The sequence below is a fragment of the Paenibacillus sp. VMFN-D1 genome, assembly GCF_003386155.1.
Classification (GTDB): Bacteria; Bacillota; Bacilli; order Paenibacillales; family Paenibacillaceae; genus Paenibacillus_AQ; species Paenibacillus_AQ favisporus.
The window spans coordinates 110941-129301 of record NZ_QRDU01000003.1 but is presented as its reverse complement, the minus strand read 5'-3'; the positions used below and the strand labels follow the sequence as shown (position 1 = coordinate 129301).

Annotated in this window: 24 protein-coding genes; all 24 read left to right on the top strand. The window is 49.9% G+C overall.

All coding sequences use genetic code 11. The features are described from left to right. The first annotated feature begins 93 nt into the window (after positions 1-93). The 24 genes from C7820_RS21605 (at position 94) to C7820_RS21485 (ending at position 18342) form a co-directional block, all read left to right on the top strand. Positions 94-615, top strand: coding sequence for an XRE family transcriptional regulator (locus C7820_RS21605; RefSeq protein WP_116232807.1), 522 nt, complete (start codon positions 94-96; stop codon positions 613-615). A 279-nt stretch (positions 616-894) separates the two neighbouring features. Continuing rightward, a complete protein-coding gene (locus C7820_RS21595) occupies positions 895-1146 on the top strand; it encodes a hypothetical protein (protein WP_116232805.1) in 252 nt (83 codons plus the stop codon). A gap of 115 nt (positions 1147-1261) precedes the next feature. Beyond that, positions 1262-1531 (top strand): hypothetical protein, encoded by a 270-nt coding sequence (locus C7820_RS21590; protein WP_116232804.1) that lies wholly within the window; start codon positions 1262-1264, stop codon positions 1529-1531. Between the two features lie 60 nt (positions 1532-1591). Beyond that, entirely contained in the window at positions 1592-1744 is a 153-nt protein-coding gene (locus C7820_RS33525) for a hypothetical protein (RefSeq protein ID WP_181909152.1), read from the top strand. 20 nt (positions 1745-1764) lie between these two features. Continuing rightward, positions 1765-2703 (top strand): YqaJ viral recombinase family nuclease, encoded by a 939-nt coding sequence (locus tag C7820_RS21585; protein ID WP_181909177.1) that lies wholly within the window; start codon positions 1765-1767, stop codon positions 2701-2703. Between the two features lie 10 nt (positions 2704-2713). Continuing rightward, entirely contained in the window at positions 2714-3529 is an 816-nt protein-coding gene (locus C7820_RS21580; RefSeq protein ID WP_116232802.1) for a recombinase RecT, read from the top strand. Beyond that, complete coding sequence (locus tag C7820_RS21575; RefSeq protein ID WP_116232801.1) at positions 3526-3720, top strand: hypothetical protein; 195 nt, start codon at positions 3526-3528, stop codon at positions 3718-3720. Before C7820_RS21580 ends, C7820_RS21575 begins: the two co-directional genes overlap by 4 nt. Positions 3721-3732: 12 nt before the next feature. Further along, positions 3733-4620: a MarR family transcriptional regulator gene (locus C7820_RS21570; RefSeq protein WP_181909151.1), complete on the top strand. Its 888-nt coding sequence runs from the start codon at positions 3733-3735 to the stop codon at positions 4618-4620. Continuing rightward, positions 4598-4933 carry a replicative helicase loader/inhibitor gene (locus C7820_RS21565; RefSeq protein WP_181909150.1) on the top strand — a complete coding sequence of 112 codons (336 nt, stop codon included), beginning with the start codon at positions 4598-4600 and terminating at the stop codon, positions 4931-4933. Before C7820_RS21570 ends, C7820_RS21565 begins: the two co-directional genes overlap by 23 nt. Continuing rightward, positions 4911-6323: a replicative DNA helicase gene (dnaB, locus tag C7820_RS21560; protein WP_116232798.1), complete on the top strand. Its 1413-nt coding sequence runs from the start codon at positions 4911-4913 to the stop codon at positions 6321-6323. Before C7820_RS21565 ends, dnaB begins: the two co-directional genes overlap by 23 nt. A 25-nt stretch (positions 6324-6348) precedes the next feature. Next, a complete protein-coding gene (locus C7820_RS21555) occupies positions 6349-6765 on the top strand; it encodes a RusA family crossover junction endodeoxyribonuclease (protein WP_116232797.1) in 417 nt (138 codons plus the stop codon). Between the two features lie 24 nt (positions 6766-6789). Next, positions 6790-7617 carry a hypothetical protein gene (locus C7820_RS21550; protein WP_116232796.1) on the top strand — a complete coding sequence of 276 codons (828 nt, stop codon included), beginning with the start codon at positions 6790-6792 and terminating at the stop codon, positions 7615-7617. 37 nt (positions 7618-7654) lie between these two features. Then, a complete protein-coding gene (locus tag C7820_RS21545) occupies positions 7655-7921 on the top strand; it encodes a hypothetical protein (protein ID WP_116232795.1) in 267 nt (88 codons plus the stop codon). 135 nt (positions 7922-8056) lie between these two features. Next, positions 8057-8548, top strand: coding sequence for a hypothetical protein (locus C7820_RS21540; protein WP_181909149.1), 492 nt, complete (start codon positions 8057-8059; stop codon positions 8546-8548). A gap of 615 nt (positions 8549-9163) precedes the next feature. Continuing rightward, positions 9164-9736, top strand: coding sequence for a hypothetical protein (locus tag C7820_RS21535; protein ID WP_116232794.1), 573 nt, complete (start codon positions 9164-9166; stop codon positions 9734-9736). Between the two features lie 796 nt (positions 9737-10532). After that, the gene (locus C7820_RS21525; RefSeq protein WP_116232792.1) at positions 10533-11069 is read left to right on the top strand and encodes a ParB N-terminal domain-containing protein; all 537 of its coding nucleotides are present in this window, start codon (positions 10533-10535) and stop codon (positions 11067-11069) included. Further along, positions 11066-12118 (top strand): DNA cytosine methyltransferase, encoded by a 1053-nt coding sequence (locus tag C7820_RS21520; RefSeq protein WP_116232791.1) that lies wholly within the window; start codon positions 11066-11068, stop codon positions 12116-12118. The genes C7820_RS21525 and C7820_RS21520 overlap by 4 nt, the downstream gene beginning before the upstream one ends. A gap of 119 nt (positions 12119-12237) precedes the next feature. Then, on the top strand, positions 12238-12453 hold the full coding sequence (locus tag C7820_RS21515) for a hypothetical protein (RefSeq protein ID WP_116232790.1): 216 nt from the start codon (positions 12238-12240) through the stop codon (positions 12451-12453). Between the two features lie 88 nt (positions 12454-12541). Continuing rightward, a complete protein-coding gene (locus C7820_RS21510) occupies positions 12542-12781 on the top strand; it encodes a hypothetical protein (protein ID WP_116232789.1) in 240 nt (79 codons plus the stop codon). A 41-nt stretch (positions 12782-12822) separates the two neighbouring features. Beyond that, positions 12823-13707: a phage terminase small subunit-related protein gene (locus tag C7820_RS21505; RefSeq protein ID WP_116232788.1), complete on the top strand. Its 885-nt coding sequence runs from the start codon at positions 12823-12825 to the stop codon at positions 13705-13707. After that, positions 13697-15019 (top strand): PBSX family phage terminase large subunit, encoded by a 1323-nt coding sequence (locus C7820_RS21500; protein ID WP_258875343.1) that lies wholly within the window; start codon positions 13697-13699, stop codon positions 15017-15019. Before C7820_RS21505 ends, C7820_RS21500 begins: the two co-directional genes overlap by 11 nt. Before the next feature lie 2 nt (positions 15020-15021). Continuing rightward, positions 15022-16518: a capsid protein gene (locus C7820_RS21495; protein WP_116232786.1), complete on the top strand. Its 1497-nt coding sequence runs from the start codon at positions 15022-15024 to the stop codon at positions 16516-16518. Next, positions 16515-17657: a phage minor capsid protein gene (locus C7820_RS21490; RefSeq protein ID WP_116232785.1), complete on the top strand. Its 1143-nt coding sequence runs from the start codon at positions 16515-16517 to the stop codon at positions 17655-17657. The genes C7820_RS21495 and C7820_RS21490 overlap by 4 nt, the downstream gene beginning before the upstream one ends. A gap of 109 nt (positions 17658-17766) precedes the next feature. Next, the gene (locus C7820_RS21485) at positions 17767-18342 is read left to right on the top strand and encodes a phage scaffolding protein (RefSeq protein ID WP_116232784.1); all 576 of its coding nucleotides are present in this window, start codon (positions 17767-17769) and stop codon (positions 18340-18342) included. Positions 18343-18361: the final 19 nt, after the last annotated feature.

Genomic DNA, 18361 nt, shown 5'->3' with positions numbered 1-18361 from the left:
ATGACATGGGGAAGGTTTTGCTCACAACTAAATAATACATCACATCCTTGTCCGTCATCTCCTTATAAATCGGACAAAGGAGACGGGATAAACATGGCAATCGGACAAAACCAATTTGGACCAGCGCTTGACGAGGTACTGAAAAGAAATGGAGAAAGTCGAGGAGCAGCTGGGGCGGCCGCTCACGTAGATGCCTCACTGATCGGAAAGATCGTTAAGGGAACTAGGAAGCCATCAAAAGAGGTAATGGCATCCACAACCAAACATTATGATGACGGACAGTTATACATTGCGGCAGCTGGGGAAGTGACGCATGGCGCGTTCGTCCCCTGGCTGAACAATGTGGATCTACATAAATCAAGCGTCCACCTGAAGACGATCGAAGAGATCAGGGAAGCATTGGATTCTCTGATGAAGGCACCAATAACCAAGACCAAAGATCAGCTGGACGAGGCAGATTTAAAACAGATCAAGCTCACAATGATGGAATGCGTAGAGGCAATAACTGCCCTGACTCACTATGTAGCCGTCTTATGTAAGGAATATTGCTTTTCATGGATGGGTGCCTGGAAGGAACATCGTGCTTATCTGAAATCTAAAAAATACGTGAAGTGAGGGGATTTGAATGCAAATAGAAGAGCAAGTCCGCTTTGTCGCAAAGCATGCGAAGCACAATCTGAAGTTGATCAAACGTAACCCTGTAATCTGTAATCCTGAAGATCTGGACAAGAACATCAAGTTCCTTGAAATGATGATTCGTCTACATAAGAACGACCAGAAAGCACAAAAAAACGCACGGCGTGCAGGCCGAGCGCTTCGTCTGAGATCCCAGCTAAGAAATCTCTTGTCGTCTATTCTAGCCTCTGAGAATCGAAAAGGCAAGGGGGAGACAGCATGAACAGAACCATGAAAATGGCCCATGCGTACTTTTCCATTTCACAGTCGATGAAGAGCAACACGGACGAAATCATTCGGGTTCTGGAGGCAGAGGGGCCGGAAAGCCCAAAGTTCCAAAGGCTTTGGGTAGAACGAGATAGCGCGTTCCTCTCATGGTCAAATGCCGCGGCCGCCCTCCGGGAGCTGCCGCTGGAAGAAGTACTAATGGTTCACCAACAAGTCGAGAAAATGCGTGCTCAAATCGGATAATGGACAGGTTTCGGCCCTGTCTTCCGGCGTCGGACAGTTTTCTAACCTTTCTCCTGTTCGGCGTCGGAAGATGCGGCTGACGCATCAATCAAATATGAAAGGAGGTCGCAGCCCTATGGAGGTCATTCAGAAGCTTATGGTCGTCTGCAGTCCACCGCGATTCTACGAAGTGGGCACCGAGCTGAACGGCCGGGATGTCATTGAGATCAAAAATATGAGTGATGAATACGAAGATCATATTCATTCGGAGTATTGGGTTCTTGATGAAAACGGCGAATTGATTGCAAGCATAGAGAACTGCCCTGTAATCGTCGAGTGGCAGACCATTGCCGAACACGACGAAATAGAAAATGACCCGCGGCAACGGGTCATATCGGGCACTTAATAAAATTTACTTGACCCCATATTAGCAGACGGGGGCAAATCACACAAGGGAGGAATCAAGGTGACATTGAGTGAGCAACTGGAAATGGCCCTGGAGCGGATCCGGTCGCTGGAAGAGGAAAACGAACAGCTTCGAATTGAACTGCAGGCAGCCGCTGATTGGAGGCCCGATGCGATGAAATATAACGGCCTGAGAATTCATGATTTTATCTAAGGGAGGTTACCCATTTGGCAATGAATGTGGCGGCCCTAACAAAGGGAATTGAACGATCGGATTGGTTAAAGCTCCGGCAAAAGGGGATTGGTGGAAGCGATGCCTCTGCTGTAGCTGGGCTGAATCGGTACAAATCCCCTGTATCTGTCTTTATGGAGAAAACCGGGCAAGTACAGCCAGAAGAAGCGGGAGAAGCAGCCTACTGGGGATCGCAGCTCGAAGACCTGGTAGCGAAGGAGTTTGCTGCGCGCACCGGCTTGCGGGTACAGCGGAGCAACAAGATGTACATGCACCCCGAATATCCTTGGATGCTGGGTAACGTCGACCGTCTGATTACTGATCAGAATAAGCGCCGTGGAGTGTTGGAATGCAAAACGGCAAGCGCATATAAGGCGGACGAATGGAAGGGCGACCAAGTGCCTGATGAATACGCAATTCAGCTACAGCATTACCTGGCGGTTCTGGGCATGAATTACGGTTTCTTCGCCGTATTGATCGGTGGGAACCGATTTGAGTTTCGGTACGTTGAACGCAACCCGGGTATTATCGATTCTTTGATCAAAATTGAGAAGGAGTTCTGGACAGAGAACGTGCTGAAGGGGATTCCGCCAGCGCTCGATGGTAGCCAGGCATCAACTGACCTTTTGAACAAATTGTATCCCGAGTCCAAGCCGGCTAGCGAACTGGAACTTACAGCAGTACAAGCCGAATTGGTAGAAAGTCTTCGAGCTGCTAAGGAAGATGCCAAAGCAGCTGAAGAGCTTGTGAAAGCCTTGGAAAACGAGCTTAAGTCAATCATCGGGGAGAACGAGGCCGCACTGTTCAAGGGTGACCCTGTAGTGACCTGGAAATCAACCAGCACGACCAGACTGGACACGAGCCGGTTAAAAAAAGAACACCCCAAACTATATCAAGAATACGCCGTTACCACCAACTCAAGACGGTTCGTGGTGAAGTGAGGAGGACTAAATGGCAAAGGCTTTATTAGAGAACAAACTGCAAGAGCGCGCTGCTGGTGCAAGTACACCGTCAACGCAAGGGACAAGCCTTAAAGCACTGCTTAACTCACCGGCCATCAAGAAGCGTTTTGATGAGCTGCTGGACAAGCGGTCGGCGCAATATATGACGTCGATCGTGAACCTGTACAACTCGGACGCAATGCTTCAAAAAGCCGAGCCCATGAGTGTCATTTCGTCCTGCATCGTTGCAGCAACGCTTGACCTTCCAGTGGACAAGAACCTCGGCTATGCGTGGATTGTTCCATATAGCGGTAAGGCCCAATTTCAGCTGGGATACAAGGGGTATATTCAGCTAGCCCTTAGAACCGGGCAGTACAAAGCTATAAACGTTATTGAAGTGTATGAAGGGGAACTTGTGAAATGGAATCCACTAACAGAGGCCCTGGAGCTCGATTTTGAAAAAAGAAAATCTGATGCGGTTATTGGATATGCGGGATACTTCGAACTGATCAATGGGTTCAGAAAGTCGGTTTACTGGACAAGAGAGCAAATTGAATCCCACCGAAAGAAATTTTCCAAGTCTGATTTCGGATGGAAGAAAGATTATGATGCAATGGCCAAAAAGACAATCATTCGTAACATGCTTTCGAAGTGGGGGATCCTCTCGATCGAAATGCAGGATGCCTATAGCAAAGAAATCGAGGCTATACCTCCACTTAACAATGAAAATGAGGAAGATCCTCCAATTGATCTTACGCCTGAGGATTATCGAGTTGGTGATGAACCTCAGGATGGAAAAGAACAAGGTGAGATGAATTTTGAATGAACCACTTAACGCAACCAGTCCTATTACGCAGCATGATGGGCATGGGGATTTGGCGGCTGATGCAGTCGGATCCAGAAGCATTCAAACGGGAAACCCGGGCATATTTCGCCCGGGCGTACCCCGGCTGGACCGTAGTCAAGGTGAAGTACCCGATGGTTTACCTTCGGGACGATCGAAATAAGCAAGTTTAGGGGATGAGCAATATGCCCGATGGCAGTTACCCTTTTCCGATGTACTCCGGATTGTTGGAGCCAGAACACTACAAGAAAATAGGCAGCGCGATATGGCTTTTCCTTTGGTGCGTGAGCTCCACGACATTCGAGAAGGAAGAAGAGGGAACAGTCTGGGGCATCGTCCTTGGGAACAAGCCTATGAAGCTGTCAGACATATCTGAAAGATTTGGAGTTAACGACAAAACAGTGAGCCGCTGGTTGGACACCTTAGAAGATCATCACTACATACGAGTGACCAGGGCTCCCAGAGGATTGATCCTATCAGTCAGAAACTCCAAAAAGTGGGCGGACAAAAATGTCCGAAGTGATAAGACAGAATTGTCCGATCACAAAGAAAGTGAACAGACAAAAATGTCCGATCAGTCGGTTAGTGATAAGACAAAAATGTCTGATCTAAAAGATATTATAAAAGATCTTACTGCTACTACTACTGCTGATGACATCGAACCAGATGAACAAGCAGAAGGTAGCATGATCCAAATTTTAAATGCCTATTGCAAACTGCATAACAAATTCGATATCCACGTTTCTGCAAACGAACGCGAAGCCATGGGTAAGATGGTCGCCGGAGGTACGCCTAACCCTTTTACCATCCGAACTATGGAGAGCCTGCTTGAGGCCAAGCGAATTCGTGAAGGAGCCAATTTCAAATTACCTAAGAGCTTTTTGTATTACGTGGAGGGCATCCAGGAGGCATGGCAGAATCATCTGGCTACATTGAACAAGCCGGATAGAACGAAGCCAGCTCATATGCCACCTGAACAGCCAAAACGTATGACCAAGCAGCAACGAGAGCTTGAAGAATTACGCAGACGAGCGAAGGAGGAACGCGAACGTGAACAGAGCAGAGGTTATTGATTTGCTCATTATCCTCAAGGAAAACTATCCGACCTTTGACGCCAGCGCGGAAAGCGTTGATCGCCATTTCAAGTATCTGCAAGACTTTCCATACGAGCGGGCACTGCAGAACGTAGACGAGCACATACGGACGAGTAAATTCCCGCCGAACATCGCGGAGATCCGCGGGAGCGTCGGTGAGCAGATGGAGCGCAGCCGGATGAAAACGGCGACGGAGGAATACTTCGAGGAACGCGCAAGAGCCAAACTGGAAGCTTGCCCGCCGCCGCCAGGCTGGAAGGAGGCTATCTATGCAAAACTCGGCCGCTGCTGAAATGCCCCTACCGATGCCGCATTCCTTAGCATCGGAGTGCGCGGTGCTTGGGTCGATCCTGATTGATCCGGAGGTTTACGAACAGGCGGAGGCATTACCACCGGAGGCCTTCTTTCACGATTCGAATCGAACCATTTTTCGGCGTATGCGGGAGCTTGCGGATGATGGGCATCCGATCGATCTCGTGACGTTAACTTCCCGCCTGCAGGACCGCGGCGAGCTGGATATCATAGGCAGCGTGACGTATCTCTCCAAACTGGCACATTCGGTACCGAAGACAAAAAACATCGAGTCTTATGTCGCTGAAGTACAATCCAAATTTGTGATTCGAGAATATATCCAATCAAGTTACGCAGGCATTCAAGCTGCAGCTGCAGGCGAAGACATTCAGAACCTTGTAACAACGGCGCAGCAAGTAGCTACGACGCTGGCTGATCGCACGGCGTTCAAAAGTGACTTCAAGCAAATTAATGATGTCCTGGTCGAAGTGATCGAGACAACGGAAACCAAATCTGAGGTGTTCAAGACAGGCCAGGTAACGGGGATTGAGACTGGATATACGGATTTAGATGCAATCACAGCCGGACTTCAAAACAGCGATCTGATCATTGTGGCAGCCCGGCCATCCGTAGGGAAGACAGCCTTCGCGCTAAACGTCGCTCAGAACGTGGCGTCTCGAATCAAGGAGCCCGTCGCGATTTTTAGTTTGGAGATGTCTGCAGCACAGCTCGTAACACGGATGGTAAGTGCAGAGGGGAACCTGGACGCTAGCAAGCTCCGGATGGGTGATATGGCCGAGGAAGACTGGAACAAGCTGGCGACTGCGGCGGGGAAGCTCGGGGAGACGAATATCCGGATTGATGACACCCCAGGTGTGACGGTCCATGATATCAGGGCGAAGTGCCGCCGGCTAAAACAACAGGAAGGTCTCGGGTTAATTGTGATCGACTACCTGCAGCTGATTGCCGGACGCCGCGGATCGGAGAACCGGCAGCAGGAGGTATCCGAAATTTCCCGGACGCTGAAAACATTGGCTAGGGAATTGGACGTGCCGGTTATTGCTTTATCTCAGCTGAGCCGCGGGGTCGAGCAGCGCCAGGACAAGCGTCCTATGATGTCCGACCTTCGGGAGTCAGGTTCGATCGAGCAGGACGCGGACATTGTTGCCTTCCTCTACCGAGACGATTACTACGATCAGGAGAGCGAGAAAAAGAACATCATCGAGATCATCATAGCCAAGCAACGGAACGGCCCGGTGGGTACAGTCGAGTTGGTCTTCATGAAGCAATTCAATAAATTCGTGAATCGTTCCCGGGAGCATGTTGAACATGGGCCGCAGCCACAGGAACAAAAGAAGGTCACCAATATCAAAAAGCGCCGGTGGGCGTGATTGCGAGTAAAGGAGGCAACACCCTATGATCCAGTTCGTGGTATACGGCGAACCGGTCGCTCAAGGAAGACCAAGAGCATCAACCGCTGGCGGATTCGTTAAACTCTATGATCCTGCCAAGTCACGCGATTACAAGGATTATGTCCGGCTGGCTGCAGCTGAATATGCGCCGCCTTCGCTGCTCGAAGGACCGATCGGGATGATGCTCACCATTTACCGATCGATGCCTAAGAGCTTTAGCAAACGAAAGGCAGCTGCTGCAGAGGCAGGGGAGATCCGACCGACGTCTAAGCCAGACGTCGACAATTATCTCAAAGGCGTCAAGGATGCGCTGAAGGGCGTTATCTGGAAGGATGACAGCCAGGTCGTCGAAGTGTTTGCTCAAAAGCGGTACAGCGGCCGCCCGCGCATCGAAGTTAAGATCAAGGACTTATCATTATAAAAATTCGAAGGGAACGTGATCGATATGGGGAAAAATTTTGCGAAATTTATGGCTACTACTGATAAGAAGATTGTTTTCGGTGACAAGGACGTTGAGCTCAAGCTGACCATTCCACACAAGGTTGCTCAGCAAAACCTGGAGTTCTTGACTAGCAGCTTGAACAAGGAGATTCACGTTATCCTTGGGGATCCGCAAATGGCTTTTGATTTTGATGAGGAAGACGATATGTACAAGCCTTACACCGGCGGGCGTCGGGTTATAGCAGATGCATCCGGAGTCGTGACATCGATCCAGCAGCCAGAGGAGCAAAAGGACGAGAATCAGGGGGAGCTTTTTACCGAGGAAACTGCAGCTGAGGGTGACGCTAGTCAAAGTGAGGAACAAACCGACAACCCAGTAGGGGATACACCTGCAGGTGATGACGAGCTGAACGATTATGAGAAGGAAATCATGGGCGAGGGTAACGCTGATGCCGACTCGGACCTTCCGGAATGGATGCAGGAGGCCTCCGGCGGTGATAGTTCTGCAGATACGCCAGAGATGAATTTCGAGTCCGAAGGCGGGGCCGAGAGCCAGGACGATCAAGTGGAGAACCAAGGCGTTGATGGGGAGCAGGATGCCAACATCGAAATCGACAAGTCCGCCGTCGAGGAATACATCCTAGAGCATCGCCCGTCCTTCCCGGATCTTCCCCTCGACTTTCCCGACCTTTTCGACAAGAGAAGAAACCAGGGGCTGACCTGGGGGAGTATCGCTAAAGACATCGGAATGACCACTGGCCAGCTGAACGCGAAGCTCACGAAGTACAGAGACGCTGTCAAGAAGCAAATGATCGACGGAGGAGTGGCGTAAGCCGCCCCTCTTTACCTAAACATAGGAGGGGAAATCGATGACTGAAGAACAGCGCCGGCGGGCGTTTCAAAAAGTGAAGACCTATTCGAATAATAAGTTCTGGAGTTGGATGAATTTCATCCACTCCAGGGCATATGCAAAGGCTGAGCAACATTATCTGGAGGCGATGGACATCGTCCTGCAGCCAAAGCAGAAGAAAGCAGTTATGGCCAAAGCCAAAGAGATCCGGGAACAATGGGACGGAATGGTCACTGTGACCCTTGAAGATACCGAAGGGTCTGAGCTGCAGTCCTTGGGGGTGTAAGCGTGGGGAATATCAGAGACTCTGCAGGTAATCGGTAAAAATGCAAAGACCCCCAATACCTTGGCCGGCGCGGGGGTCAATGCGTGGTAAACATTTCCTTAAACCCAATATATCATACAAAGGGGAATGAGGGGAATGGCGATGGCATGGGGACAAGGGGAGCTTTTCCCACAAGCAAATCTAGAAGAGATCCAGCGGACGAAATTCCTGCTCAGTAAATACACGAATATGATTTCATTGATGCAGGATTTTGAGGAATTTGAAAACGATTTGAAGCAAACTACGATTGATGGAGAGACGGCTCGCCGAATCGATCAGGATGAACTGCATGCGGATAAAACCGCTAATGCCACGATTCTGATCGAGAAGCAGCGCTGGGTATATCAGCAGTATCGATTTTATACTCAGCAATTGCGGAGAGCCTGGTCACTCATCCAGGACGACGACGAGAAGAAAGCGATCGATTACAGGTACATTCAAGGATTTTCTTTTAAGGAGACATTGCTTTTCTTCCGGCACGGTCTGAGTGACAGCACTATTCGTCGAAAGCTATCTGACGGCACTGAGAGTATGGCTAACACGTTAAAATTGATGGGATTCTTTGATCAAGATAATGTGGAGTTTTAAGAGCGGGTTTTATTTACCCGCTCTTTTTTTCCATATCATGCAACCAAATTTGAGCAAAGAAATAGCCACGATCCAAGTGATTCCCCCGGACGTGGCTAAGTCTACGATTAATTCTACAATCTCTTCACCGTACAACAACATTTTCAGATAGCACCAAAATATAATCTTTTTCATAAAAACCACTCCCATAAAGGTATTGAGGGCTTTTCCCCCTACTCTTAGGGGTGCTGGCAGGCAGCTTTACAAGCTCTCTCACTCTAAAAAGTGATTTGGGGAGCGACAATTATAAGGATGGTGCCATAACGGAATTTTGACTCTAAAGTGAGCACAACTTGAACGTAAACTGACCCCAAGTTGAGCACCATATGACGGTTTTCCCGTGATAGGATGTAAGCATAGAAAAAGGCGAGAATGACACGCACGGCAGCCAATGCAGCGGATAACCGGGGCGTACCTCTTCTCGCCTCATATGTAATATTACATATCTAAACCCATGTATTAAAAGAAGATATCAATTCTTCAAATACAGGAATATCTTTACAAATATACTAAGTATGTAATATATTGTTTTTTGTACATAAAAATCATATATAGAAAGGTAAGGTGTTTCGTTTCATGAGGAAAAAACTAGTTTCTATGTTGTTAGCAGTTATTTTGTCTTTGGTGGCTATTGTTCCTGCAGCTTTCGCTGATCCTGCTGAACAGCCTTCGGCGCAGGAGAGCACCACTCCTCAGATTCAGTCTGATGATAAGATTTGTTACGATACCGATCAAGCAACACAAGCAATTCAAGAGTCTTTGATTGTTCAACCATATAAATTGTGCAAAGGGAATGCAGGAACAGCAAGAATTGAACAGCAAGGGTCTAATTCAATTTGGTGGTCTGTCAATCCAGGCTACAGTATATATTATAATTTTACCGGCACAATTACGATTACCGATTACGCAACTGGTAATTATGTGACAGAATATGAGGCTATCGGGGATAATTTCTTTGGATTCACAACATCTGGTAAGGTAAGCGTTAATCTGAAAAGTGGAAGATATACGGCCACACTTACGGGCTGGTGCTGGGATACAAACGGAGAATTCTCTTGGGTTGCGCCTGATTGCGACACGCCTTTCATAGCTGGTACTGCTGATTTTGCAGCAAATGTTGATTCTACTTTTGATTTTACTGTTGAATAAACGTTATACAAAACAGATCAGCCTCAGTCCTTTTACTACGGGCCTGGGGCTGATTTGTTTCTTAATAGGAATAATTTCTAACGTCGTCTCCTAAGCGCCATTATCCCAACAATAACCAGGATTATAATTAATACTATAACAGGGCCAAAATTAAATCCATTCATGTAACACCTCGTATTCTTTTTCTGGAAATTATACCATATAGAGTTTGAATTCAAACAGCACTCGATGCTAATATGGTGGTATATTCGCAGATGTTTGGAGGTGAATACAAATTAGTGATAACACTATGGAATATCGTTTCACTGAATCCCATATGCTGATATATTTACCCCCAGTTAAGAATGATGACTTTTGCATGAAGGGTTATGTTCGCGCTATTAAGCTATTAGGTAGACCGTATAAACATAAAGGGGAATTCACTGCCTTTGGCGCTACCTACGAATGTGAAAGTAGAGAGCAATTTTTGAATTTTGATCCATCAAAAAACGAAAGAGTTCACGGTGTGGGCCTTACTTTTCCTGGAAAGTATTATACCAAAATGATGGAACTAGCAAACAAGCATCAGAGTACTGAAACATCAGATTAGTTTATAAAACGGCAACTGAAACAAAAGCACCTTCGGGTGCTTTTGTTTTGCTCTCTAGACCAAATAAAAGCTTGTTTTAGCCATTACCCTTTGCATGTCGAGGGAAATGGAGAGAAACAGACGGGAGCGTGCCGTAGAATAGCTGTACGGCTCTATTTTGCATGCAAGTATAGGAGAAACCAACTCAACTCAAATAGGAGGCAAACAATGGACATCAGAGTTATATCGATCGATCTGATCAACCCGGTAGCATATAACCCACGCGTGGATCTCCAGCCGGGCGACCCGGAGTACGAGAAACTACGTCAGAGCATTGAATCTTTCGGGTATGTTGAACCAATCGTTTGGAATGAACGCACCGGCAACATGGTCGGCGGGCACCAACGGTATAAGATCATGGTTCACGAGCAGGGATGCACGGAGCTGTCCGTCAGCGTCGTCAACCTGGACGATCAGCAGGAACGCCTGCTTAATCTAGCTTTAAATAAGGTTTCGGGACGTTGGGATGAGGAAGCACTGGCCGCACTGCTGGGTGAATTGCAGACAGCAGGGGCTGAATTGGCGTTGTCTGGGTTTGATGATATGGAGATCAATAAATTGATAGCCGACTTTTCAGAGCCGCCAGAGGATAAATTGGGTGATTTCAGCAACAGTGAGTTGGATGTATCCGAGTTCGACGAATCCAATTTCGATTGCAAGTGTCCGCGTTGCGGGTTCATCTTTGACAAGGCAGGCAAACTATGAAGCGGCCATATTGGGATTGGAAGCTTGCGGATTTGGACAAGGTAGAGAAGCATGGACGGACCGTGTTTTCTTGCTTTTCCTGCGGTGGTGGCTCCACAATGGGCTATAAATTGGCTGGGTTTACAGTGCTGGGGAATGTTGAAATTGATCCGCAGATGATGCGTATCTATCGACGAAATCACAAACCACAATTTCCATTCTTGATGCCGATTCAGGATTTTAAGCATTTGCCGGACAGCGAGCTGCCACCCGAGTTGTTTGATCTGGACGTCCTCGACGGATCACCGCCTTGTAGTGTATTTTCGACAGCTGGGGCTCGGGAAGAAAAATGGGGAGGTGAGTTTGCTTTCCGGGAGGGGCAGGCAGTACAGCGGCTTGATGATTTATTCTTTGATTTCTTGGATGTGGCGAACAAGCTAAAGCCTCGAGTTATCGTGGCCGAGAACGTCAAAGGAATGCTGATAGGCAAAGCCAAGGGATTTGTAAGCCTTGTTTTATCCAGGCTACGAGAGATAGGTTATAGCCCCCAGTTATTCCTTCTTAATTCAGCAACGATGGGTGTACCTCAAAAGAGGGAACGCCTATTTTTTATTGCTTCGAGACAAGATCAAGATTTACCGAGGCTGCGGCTTCAATTCAACGAACCGCCGATCCTTTACCGTACTATCCGTTTCGGTGAAGGCAAGCCATTAAACACTTCGAAGAAAACATACCACAGGTGGAAGCGGAAACGCCCAAGTGATTTGAGCATCGGGGATATTACTGAAAGAGAGGATGGCAAGGCAAGCGATTATAATACAATAATCCTCAAGGATCAGAAGGTCTCGAATACGCTGGCCAGCTCGTCATGGATGCTTCGGAACGATGAACCTTGCCGAATAAGCGATATGGATTCAATTAGAATTCAGACCTTTCCAAACGACTACGACTTCATGGATGCTGACGTTTCGTACGTCTGTGGCATGAGCGTTCCGCCGATCATGATGCACCGGATCGCAGAGCAGATTCACCTTCAATGGCTTGATCCCAAATTAAAAGGAGGACGCTGACACGTCCTCCCCTTCGACCAGGGTATCCCCCGGCTGAGATAGCGGCCCGCCGCGCGCGGCATTTAGCTGACATCCGCTATCTCGCATTCCATTCTACACGGAAGCCGAGGGATACGTAAATGGGAACAGAACATGAAAAAGATATTCTACTGCAGCATGAGCTTGCCGTCATGGAAGGCATCCTTGAATCAAAGGCCCAATATCGGAAGATCATCAAGGCTGGGATTGCCCGGTGGGTTAAGGACTTTCAAGATGGACGTATAGAGATCAAGACGGTGGATGATCTCAAAAAGCTGATAGAAATAGATATCGAGCTTCAAAGGGATGACCTATAAACTTTCAAACGTGTTAAAAACCTAGGACTGCTCCTTATAATGTGATCGGGAGCCTAAAGGGCTTTACAACTTATTTGGAGGTGCACTGATGCATAAGAGAAATGCGTCATGTTTTGTGGTGGTTGACCGCAACAAAAAGCTATTCAATGTCATTGAAGGCGTTGGAAATGTTGGAGTTTGGAATCGTAAGGTTGTAGAAAGACAAAGTATGGGGGCGGATGTCTACGGGCTTCCTTCTCTTAAATCCAAGAATACCCTTGTGCAGGAGTATCAAGAGCGGTTTGGATACACTTACACGACTGAACCCGTTCTGTCGCCAAGTAATTAATAACGGGGAGCACGAATTGTTGGGGGTGGTGATGGTGTAGCATGGCGAGGGAAAGAAGTCCTGATCGGGACAAGGCAAAGCAGATGTGGCTGGATAGCGGCGGTACGATGAAGCTTAAGGGCATCGCCGCCGCTCTTTCTATTGGTGAGACGCAGGTTCGTAAGTGGAAGTCTCAGGACAATTGGGCTGCCGATCTGAATAGTAACGTTACCAATCAATCAAAAGGGAACGTTACTAAACGAGGTGCCCCCAAAGGGAACAAGAATGCCCAGGGTAATAGGGGCGGGGCTCCAAATGGAAATAACAATGCTAAGGGAAACCGAGGCGGTCCAGGCGGGCCAGTCGGAAACAAAAAGGCCGTGACGACTGGGGAATACGAATCTATTTGGATGGATGCCCTAGAAGATGATGAGCAGGAACTGCTGGATCAGGTTGCCACTGACCCGATCCAGCAGGCTGCTGATTCCATAAAGCTATTGACCATCCGGGAACGTCGCATGCTTCAGAGGATCAGCAAGCTTATGAATGGCTTGACGGAAAATCAGCGTCGCGTTCTTAGTGAGCTCAAAGCGATCAAAGACGTAATGACCGTCCATGATGAGAAAACCGGGCTAACAAAGACGGTTCCCATCACAAGGACCGAGATGGTCGAATCACAGATCGAGGTGAATGAATTTCGGCCGATCGATGATATCGTAAAGATCGAGGAGGCCCTGACCCGGATCCAAGACAAAAAACTGAAGGCTATTGAGCTCATGAACAAGTTGCTAATAAGTGACCTTGCTACCGAGGAGCAAAAGGCCCGCATTGAGGTTCTTCGTGCAAAGGTACCAAATCAGGACACGAAGGATATGAACGCTCAGATCGTTGCACTTGCCGATCTGATCAACAATCCAGTGCCGGCAAGGGTGATCGATGATGATTGAGTACGCTCCGTTAAACGTCAAGCAGGCTAAATATATCCGGCGGTGTACAGACTCCTGGCTCAATGTGGCGGAAGGCGGCAAGCGTGCTGGCAAGAACATCATTAACCTGATCGCCTATGCCATGTGCCTGGAGGTTCATCCGGACAAGCTGCACCTGGTCGCTGGTGTGTCTATGGCTGCAGCGAAGATGAATGTGATCGACTCGAACGGCTTTGGCCTGCAACACCTGTTTGCGGGGCGCTGCCGGGAAAGAGAGTATAAGGACCGCGCTGCTCTGTATATCCAGACCAAAACCGGCGAGAAGGTCGTTATCATCGCCGGCGGAGGAAAGGCGAATAACGCTGCCTTGATCAAAGGTAACTCTTACGGTACGGCATACATTACCGAGGTGAACGAGTGTCATCAGTCATTCGTTCAGGAAGTCTTCGACCGAACGCTGGCCAGCAGCAAGCGGCAGCTGTTCTTCGATCTCAACCCGAAGCCGCCGGCACACTGGTTTTATCGTGACGTCTTGGATTACCAAGATGAGCTGAGGGAGCGCGGGGAGAACCCGGGCTATAATTATGAGCACTTCACGCTGTTCGATAATCTGTCTATTCCCGACGATCGGCTGAAGGATCTGCTCCGGACGTATGACAAGACGAGCCTATGGTATCTGGCCGACATCAAAGGAAAGCGCACCGCGGCGACCGGGCGCATCTATACTGGATACTCGAGTAAGGAAGTCATCGTCACGCGGGACCAGGTCAGAGACAAACGATTCCTGGAGTTCTCGATCGGGATCGATATCGGCGGCACAGACGCTACGGTGGCCACGCTGACGGGCTATACTGTGGGCTATAAGGAAGTCATTCTCTTGGATGGCTATTACCACAAGCAGGGCAAAGACAACGGTTATACGCACAACCAATATGCGCAGGAGATCGTGGCCAAGATCAAGGAGTGGGGTGAAACGTACCCTGCTTTTTTTGCGTGTGCTCATATCTTTGCAGAGTCGGCGGATAAGCTGTTCCGGCAGGCGCTGGCCAATGAGCTGAAGCGGCAGGGGATCCACATTACCGTGACCCCTTCATACAAGAAGGAGGGCATCGTCGACCGGATCCGGCTGACGAACATTCTGATCAATCAGGGCCGCTACAAGGTCATGCAGCACATGAAGCCGTGGATCGAGGCCATCGAGAACGCGACCTGGGATGAGGACGAGCGGCAGAAGGGCGAATGGGTCCGGACGGACGATGGCAGCTATCCGGTGGATTGCCTGGACAGCAGCGAGTACGCCGTGCAGCCGTTTAAACGCAGACTGGAGGTATAGAAATGGGGTGGTTTAAAAACATGATGATGAAAATGCTGCGAATCAATCCAGCGCCGGAGAATCAGATCATCACGATCACCGAGCCGTTCAGCTACCGTACCAACGTGCTCCGGAATCGGCTGTGGTACCGAGGCGACCCGTCTGAGCTGGATCAGTTTTATAAGCAATCGAAGAACGACGCGGTGAGCCGTTCACGGTTTTGGGCTGCTGTACCTTCGGCGGATCTCTCTATCCGGAAGATCCACTCGGGTCTGCCGGCGATGATCGTCGAACGGCTTGCTGATATCGTGATCTCAGACCTGGACGGCATTGACCTCGGCAACAAGCAACAAGTAGATCTCTGGAATGAAATCGCGGAGGACAATAAGTTTGACGAGCTGCTGGGGGACAGCATCGGGGAGGCGCTGGTAGTAGGAGATGGGGCGTTCAAGATTACGATTGATCCGGCGGTGACACCATACCCGATCATCGAGTTCTACAGCGGCGACCAGGTCGATTACAGACGCGATCGCGGCCGGCTGAAGGAGGTCGTATTCTTCACGGATTACCGATACCGGGATAAGGATTATCGGCTGGAGGAGACCTATGGCATGGGATATATTAGGTGCCGGCTGCTGAATGCTGAAGGCAAAGATGTTCCGCTGGCCACGGTGCCGGAGACGGCCGAGCTGGTGCCGGAAATCACGTTTACCAGTGACTTTATGATGGCCGTTCCGCTCATGTTCTTCCGTTCGAAGAAATGGCCAGGACGTGGCAAGTCGATCTATGAATCCAAGTCGGATAGCTTCGACGCCCTGGACGAGGTCATCAGCCAATGGATCGACGCGATCCGCGCGGGCCGTGTGCAGAAGTACATTCCCGACGATCTGATCCCGAAGAATCCCGAAAACGGAGCACCGATGCGACCAAACCCGTTTGACAATCAGTTCATCAAGCTTGGCTCCAGCCTAGCTGAGGATTCCAAAGGCCAGATCGATATGGTGCAGCCGCAGATCCTGTATGAAGCGTTCGTCAATTCGTATTCGTCGGCCATGGACATGTGTCTGCAGGGCATTATCAGCCCGGCCACGCTTGGCATCGACCTGAAGAAGACGGACAATGCCGAGGCGCAGCGCGAGAAGGAGAAGGCGACGCTGTACACCCGCGGCAAGATCATTGAGCGGCTGAATGAGGTCATTCCTCAGCTGATCAGCGTGATCATGAAGGTGTATGACACAATGCAGAACCGGAATGCCGGCCAATATGAAGTCAGCGTAAGCTTCGGGGAATATGCCAGCCCTTCCTTTGATTCCGTGGTGGAGACGGTCGGCAAGGCCCGGACCTTCGGTATTATGTCCGTCGAGCGGGCCGTGGACGAGCTGTACGGCGATACCTGGACCGATGAGGAAAAGGCGGAGGAGGTCCGCCGGCTGAAGGAAGAGCAGGGCATGGTCGAGGATCCGGGCATTAACCGGGATCAACCGCCAGGCGCCGACGACAACGAGGATGAAACGGCATGAGGCCCTATGACATCGCCCAGATCTTTGCCGAGCTGGAGCTTGATCTGATCGCCAGTATGAAGCGCAACCTGGCAAGCCATGAGGACGAAGAAGCGAAGGAAGGATTTGAGTGGGAGCAATGGCAGCGGCGAAAGCTGCAGGCGCTAAGCCGATACCGCCGGGAGATCCGGAAGCAGCTGCAGAAACACAGTCGAGATATTGACGATGGGACCAAGGAACTGATCAAGGACTCCTTTCTGTCCGGAGCGTCCGGCGTGGATCGTCTCATTAACCGTCTGATCAAGAAGGAGCAGCTGGAAGCCCGGCTGCTGTCCGGAAGGCTGACGGCCCCAGTGACTCGAGTCGACGGAACAGATGACAGCTTCTTCGCTATTAATGAAAGACGGCTGAATGCCCTGATCGAATCGGTACTGAAGGATCTGGAGAATGGCCAGGCTGCCATGCTCCGACAGGCCGAGGACGTATACCGGCAGACCATCTTCAAATCGCAGGTATACCTCAATAGCGGCGCTTCCTCCCTTGGGCAGGCGATAGACATGGCGACCATGGACTTCCTGAATAAAGGCTTCAACTGCATTCAGTTTAAGGATGGCCGGCGGATGAATATCGCCTCTTACGCTGAGATGGCACTGCGGACATCGTCCCAGCGCGCCGTATTCGCCGGCGAAGGCGCCCGCCGAGCCGAGTGGGGCATTCATACCGTTGTAGTTTCCTCTCATCATAATTGCTCGAACCTGTGTCTCCCATGGCAAGGCAAGGTGTACATCGATGACGTTTACAGTGGCGGAAAACCCGGCGATGGTCCGTATCCGCTGCTTAGCACCGCCATGGCCAATGGTCTGTTCCATCCGAATTGCCGACACAACAAGAGCACATACATTCCTGGGATCAGCTCAATGCCGGCACCAGTTAATGCCCGAGAAGCATTGAAGAACTATCATGCGGAACAGGCGCAGCGGTACATGGAACGGCAGGTGCGGCGTTATAAGCGCCGTGCAGCCGGCAGTATTAATCCGACGAATGAGGCGGCAGCTGAAGCGAAGGTGAAGGAATGGCAGGGGCGGATCCGCACGCACATTGCTGAAAACCCACAACTCCGGAGAGACCGGGGACGCGAGAAGATACAGGTACCCGTTTGATTTTGGGCTCCGGCTGAGACTGCCGGGGCCTATTGCTCGTTGGCCGGAGCATAACGGCCGGCTCCCTTAGCTGGAGAGCAGCTATAAAAATCTATGGAGGTCGAGATAAATGGATTGGTTAAGAGAGCTTTTAAAGAAATTGGGCGTTGAGGAAACGAAGATTGACGGCATTGTCTCTGATGTGAATAAGGAGATCCCGAAACACTTCGTCCCCAAAAGCCAGTATAACGACCTGGCCGAACAGCGGAAGAAGCTGGAGAAGGACATCTCTGAAAGGGACGGCCAGCTGGAGGAACTGAAGAAGGCGGCCGGTTCTAGCGAAGATCTGAAGCGCCAAATCGAGACTCTGCAGAACGAAAACAAGACAGCCAAGGAGAAGTATGAGTCCGAACTGAAGGATCTCACGGTAACCTCCGCGATCAAGTCGGCACTGAATGGCAAGGTCCATGACGAGGCGCTTGTGGCCGGTCTTTTTGACAAGGGCAAGCTGGTGATCGATGGGGACAAGGTCGTCGGCCTGGACGAGCAGCTGAAGACGCTGCAGGAGTCGAAGGCATTCCTGTTCAAGGCTGAAGAGCTACAACAGCAGCCAGGTTTCAAAGTCGGCGGAGCCGGAGGCGGAAATGCCGGCCAGGCAACGAATGAACAGCTGGCATCGATTTTCGGTGTCGCTGAATCGAAGTAATCACTACATTTTAAATTAG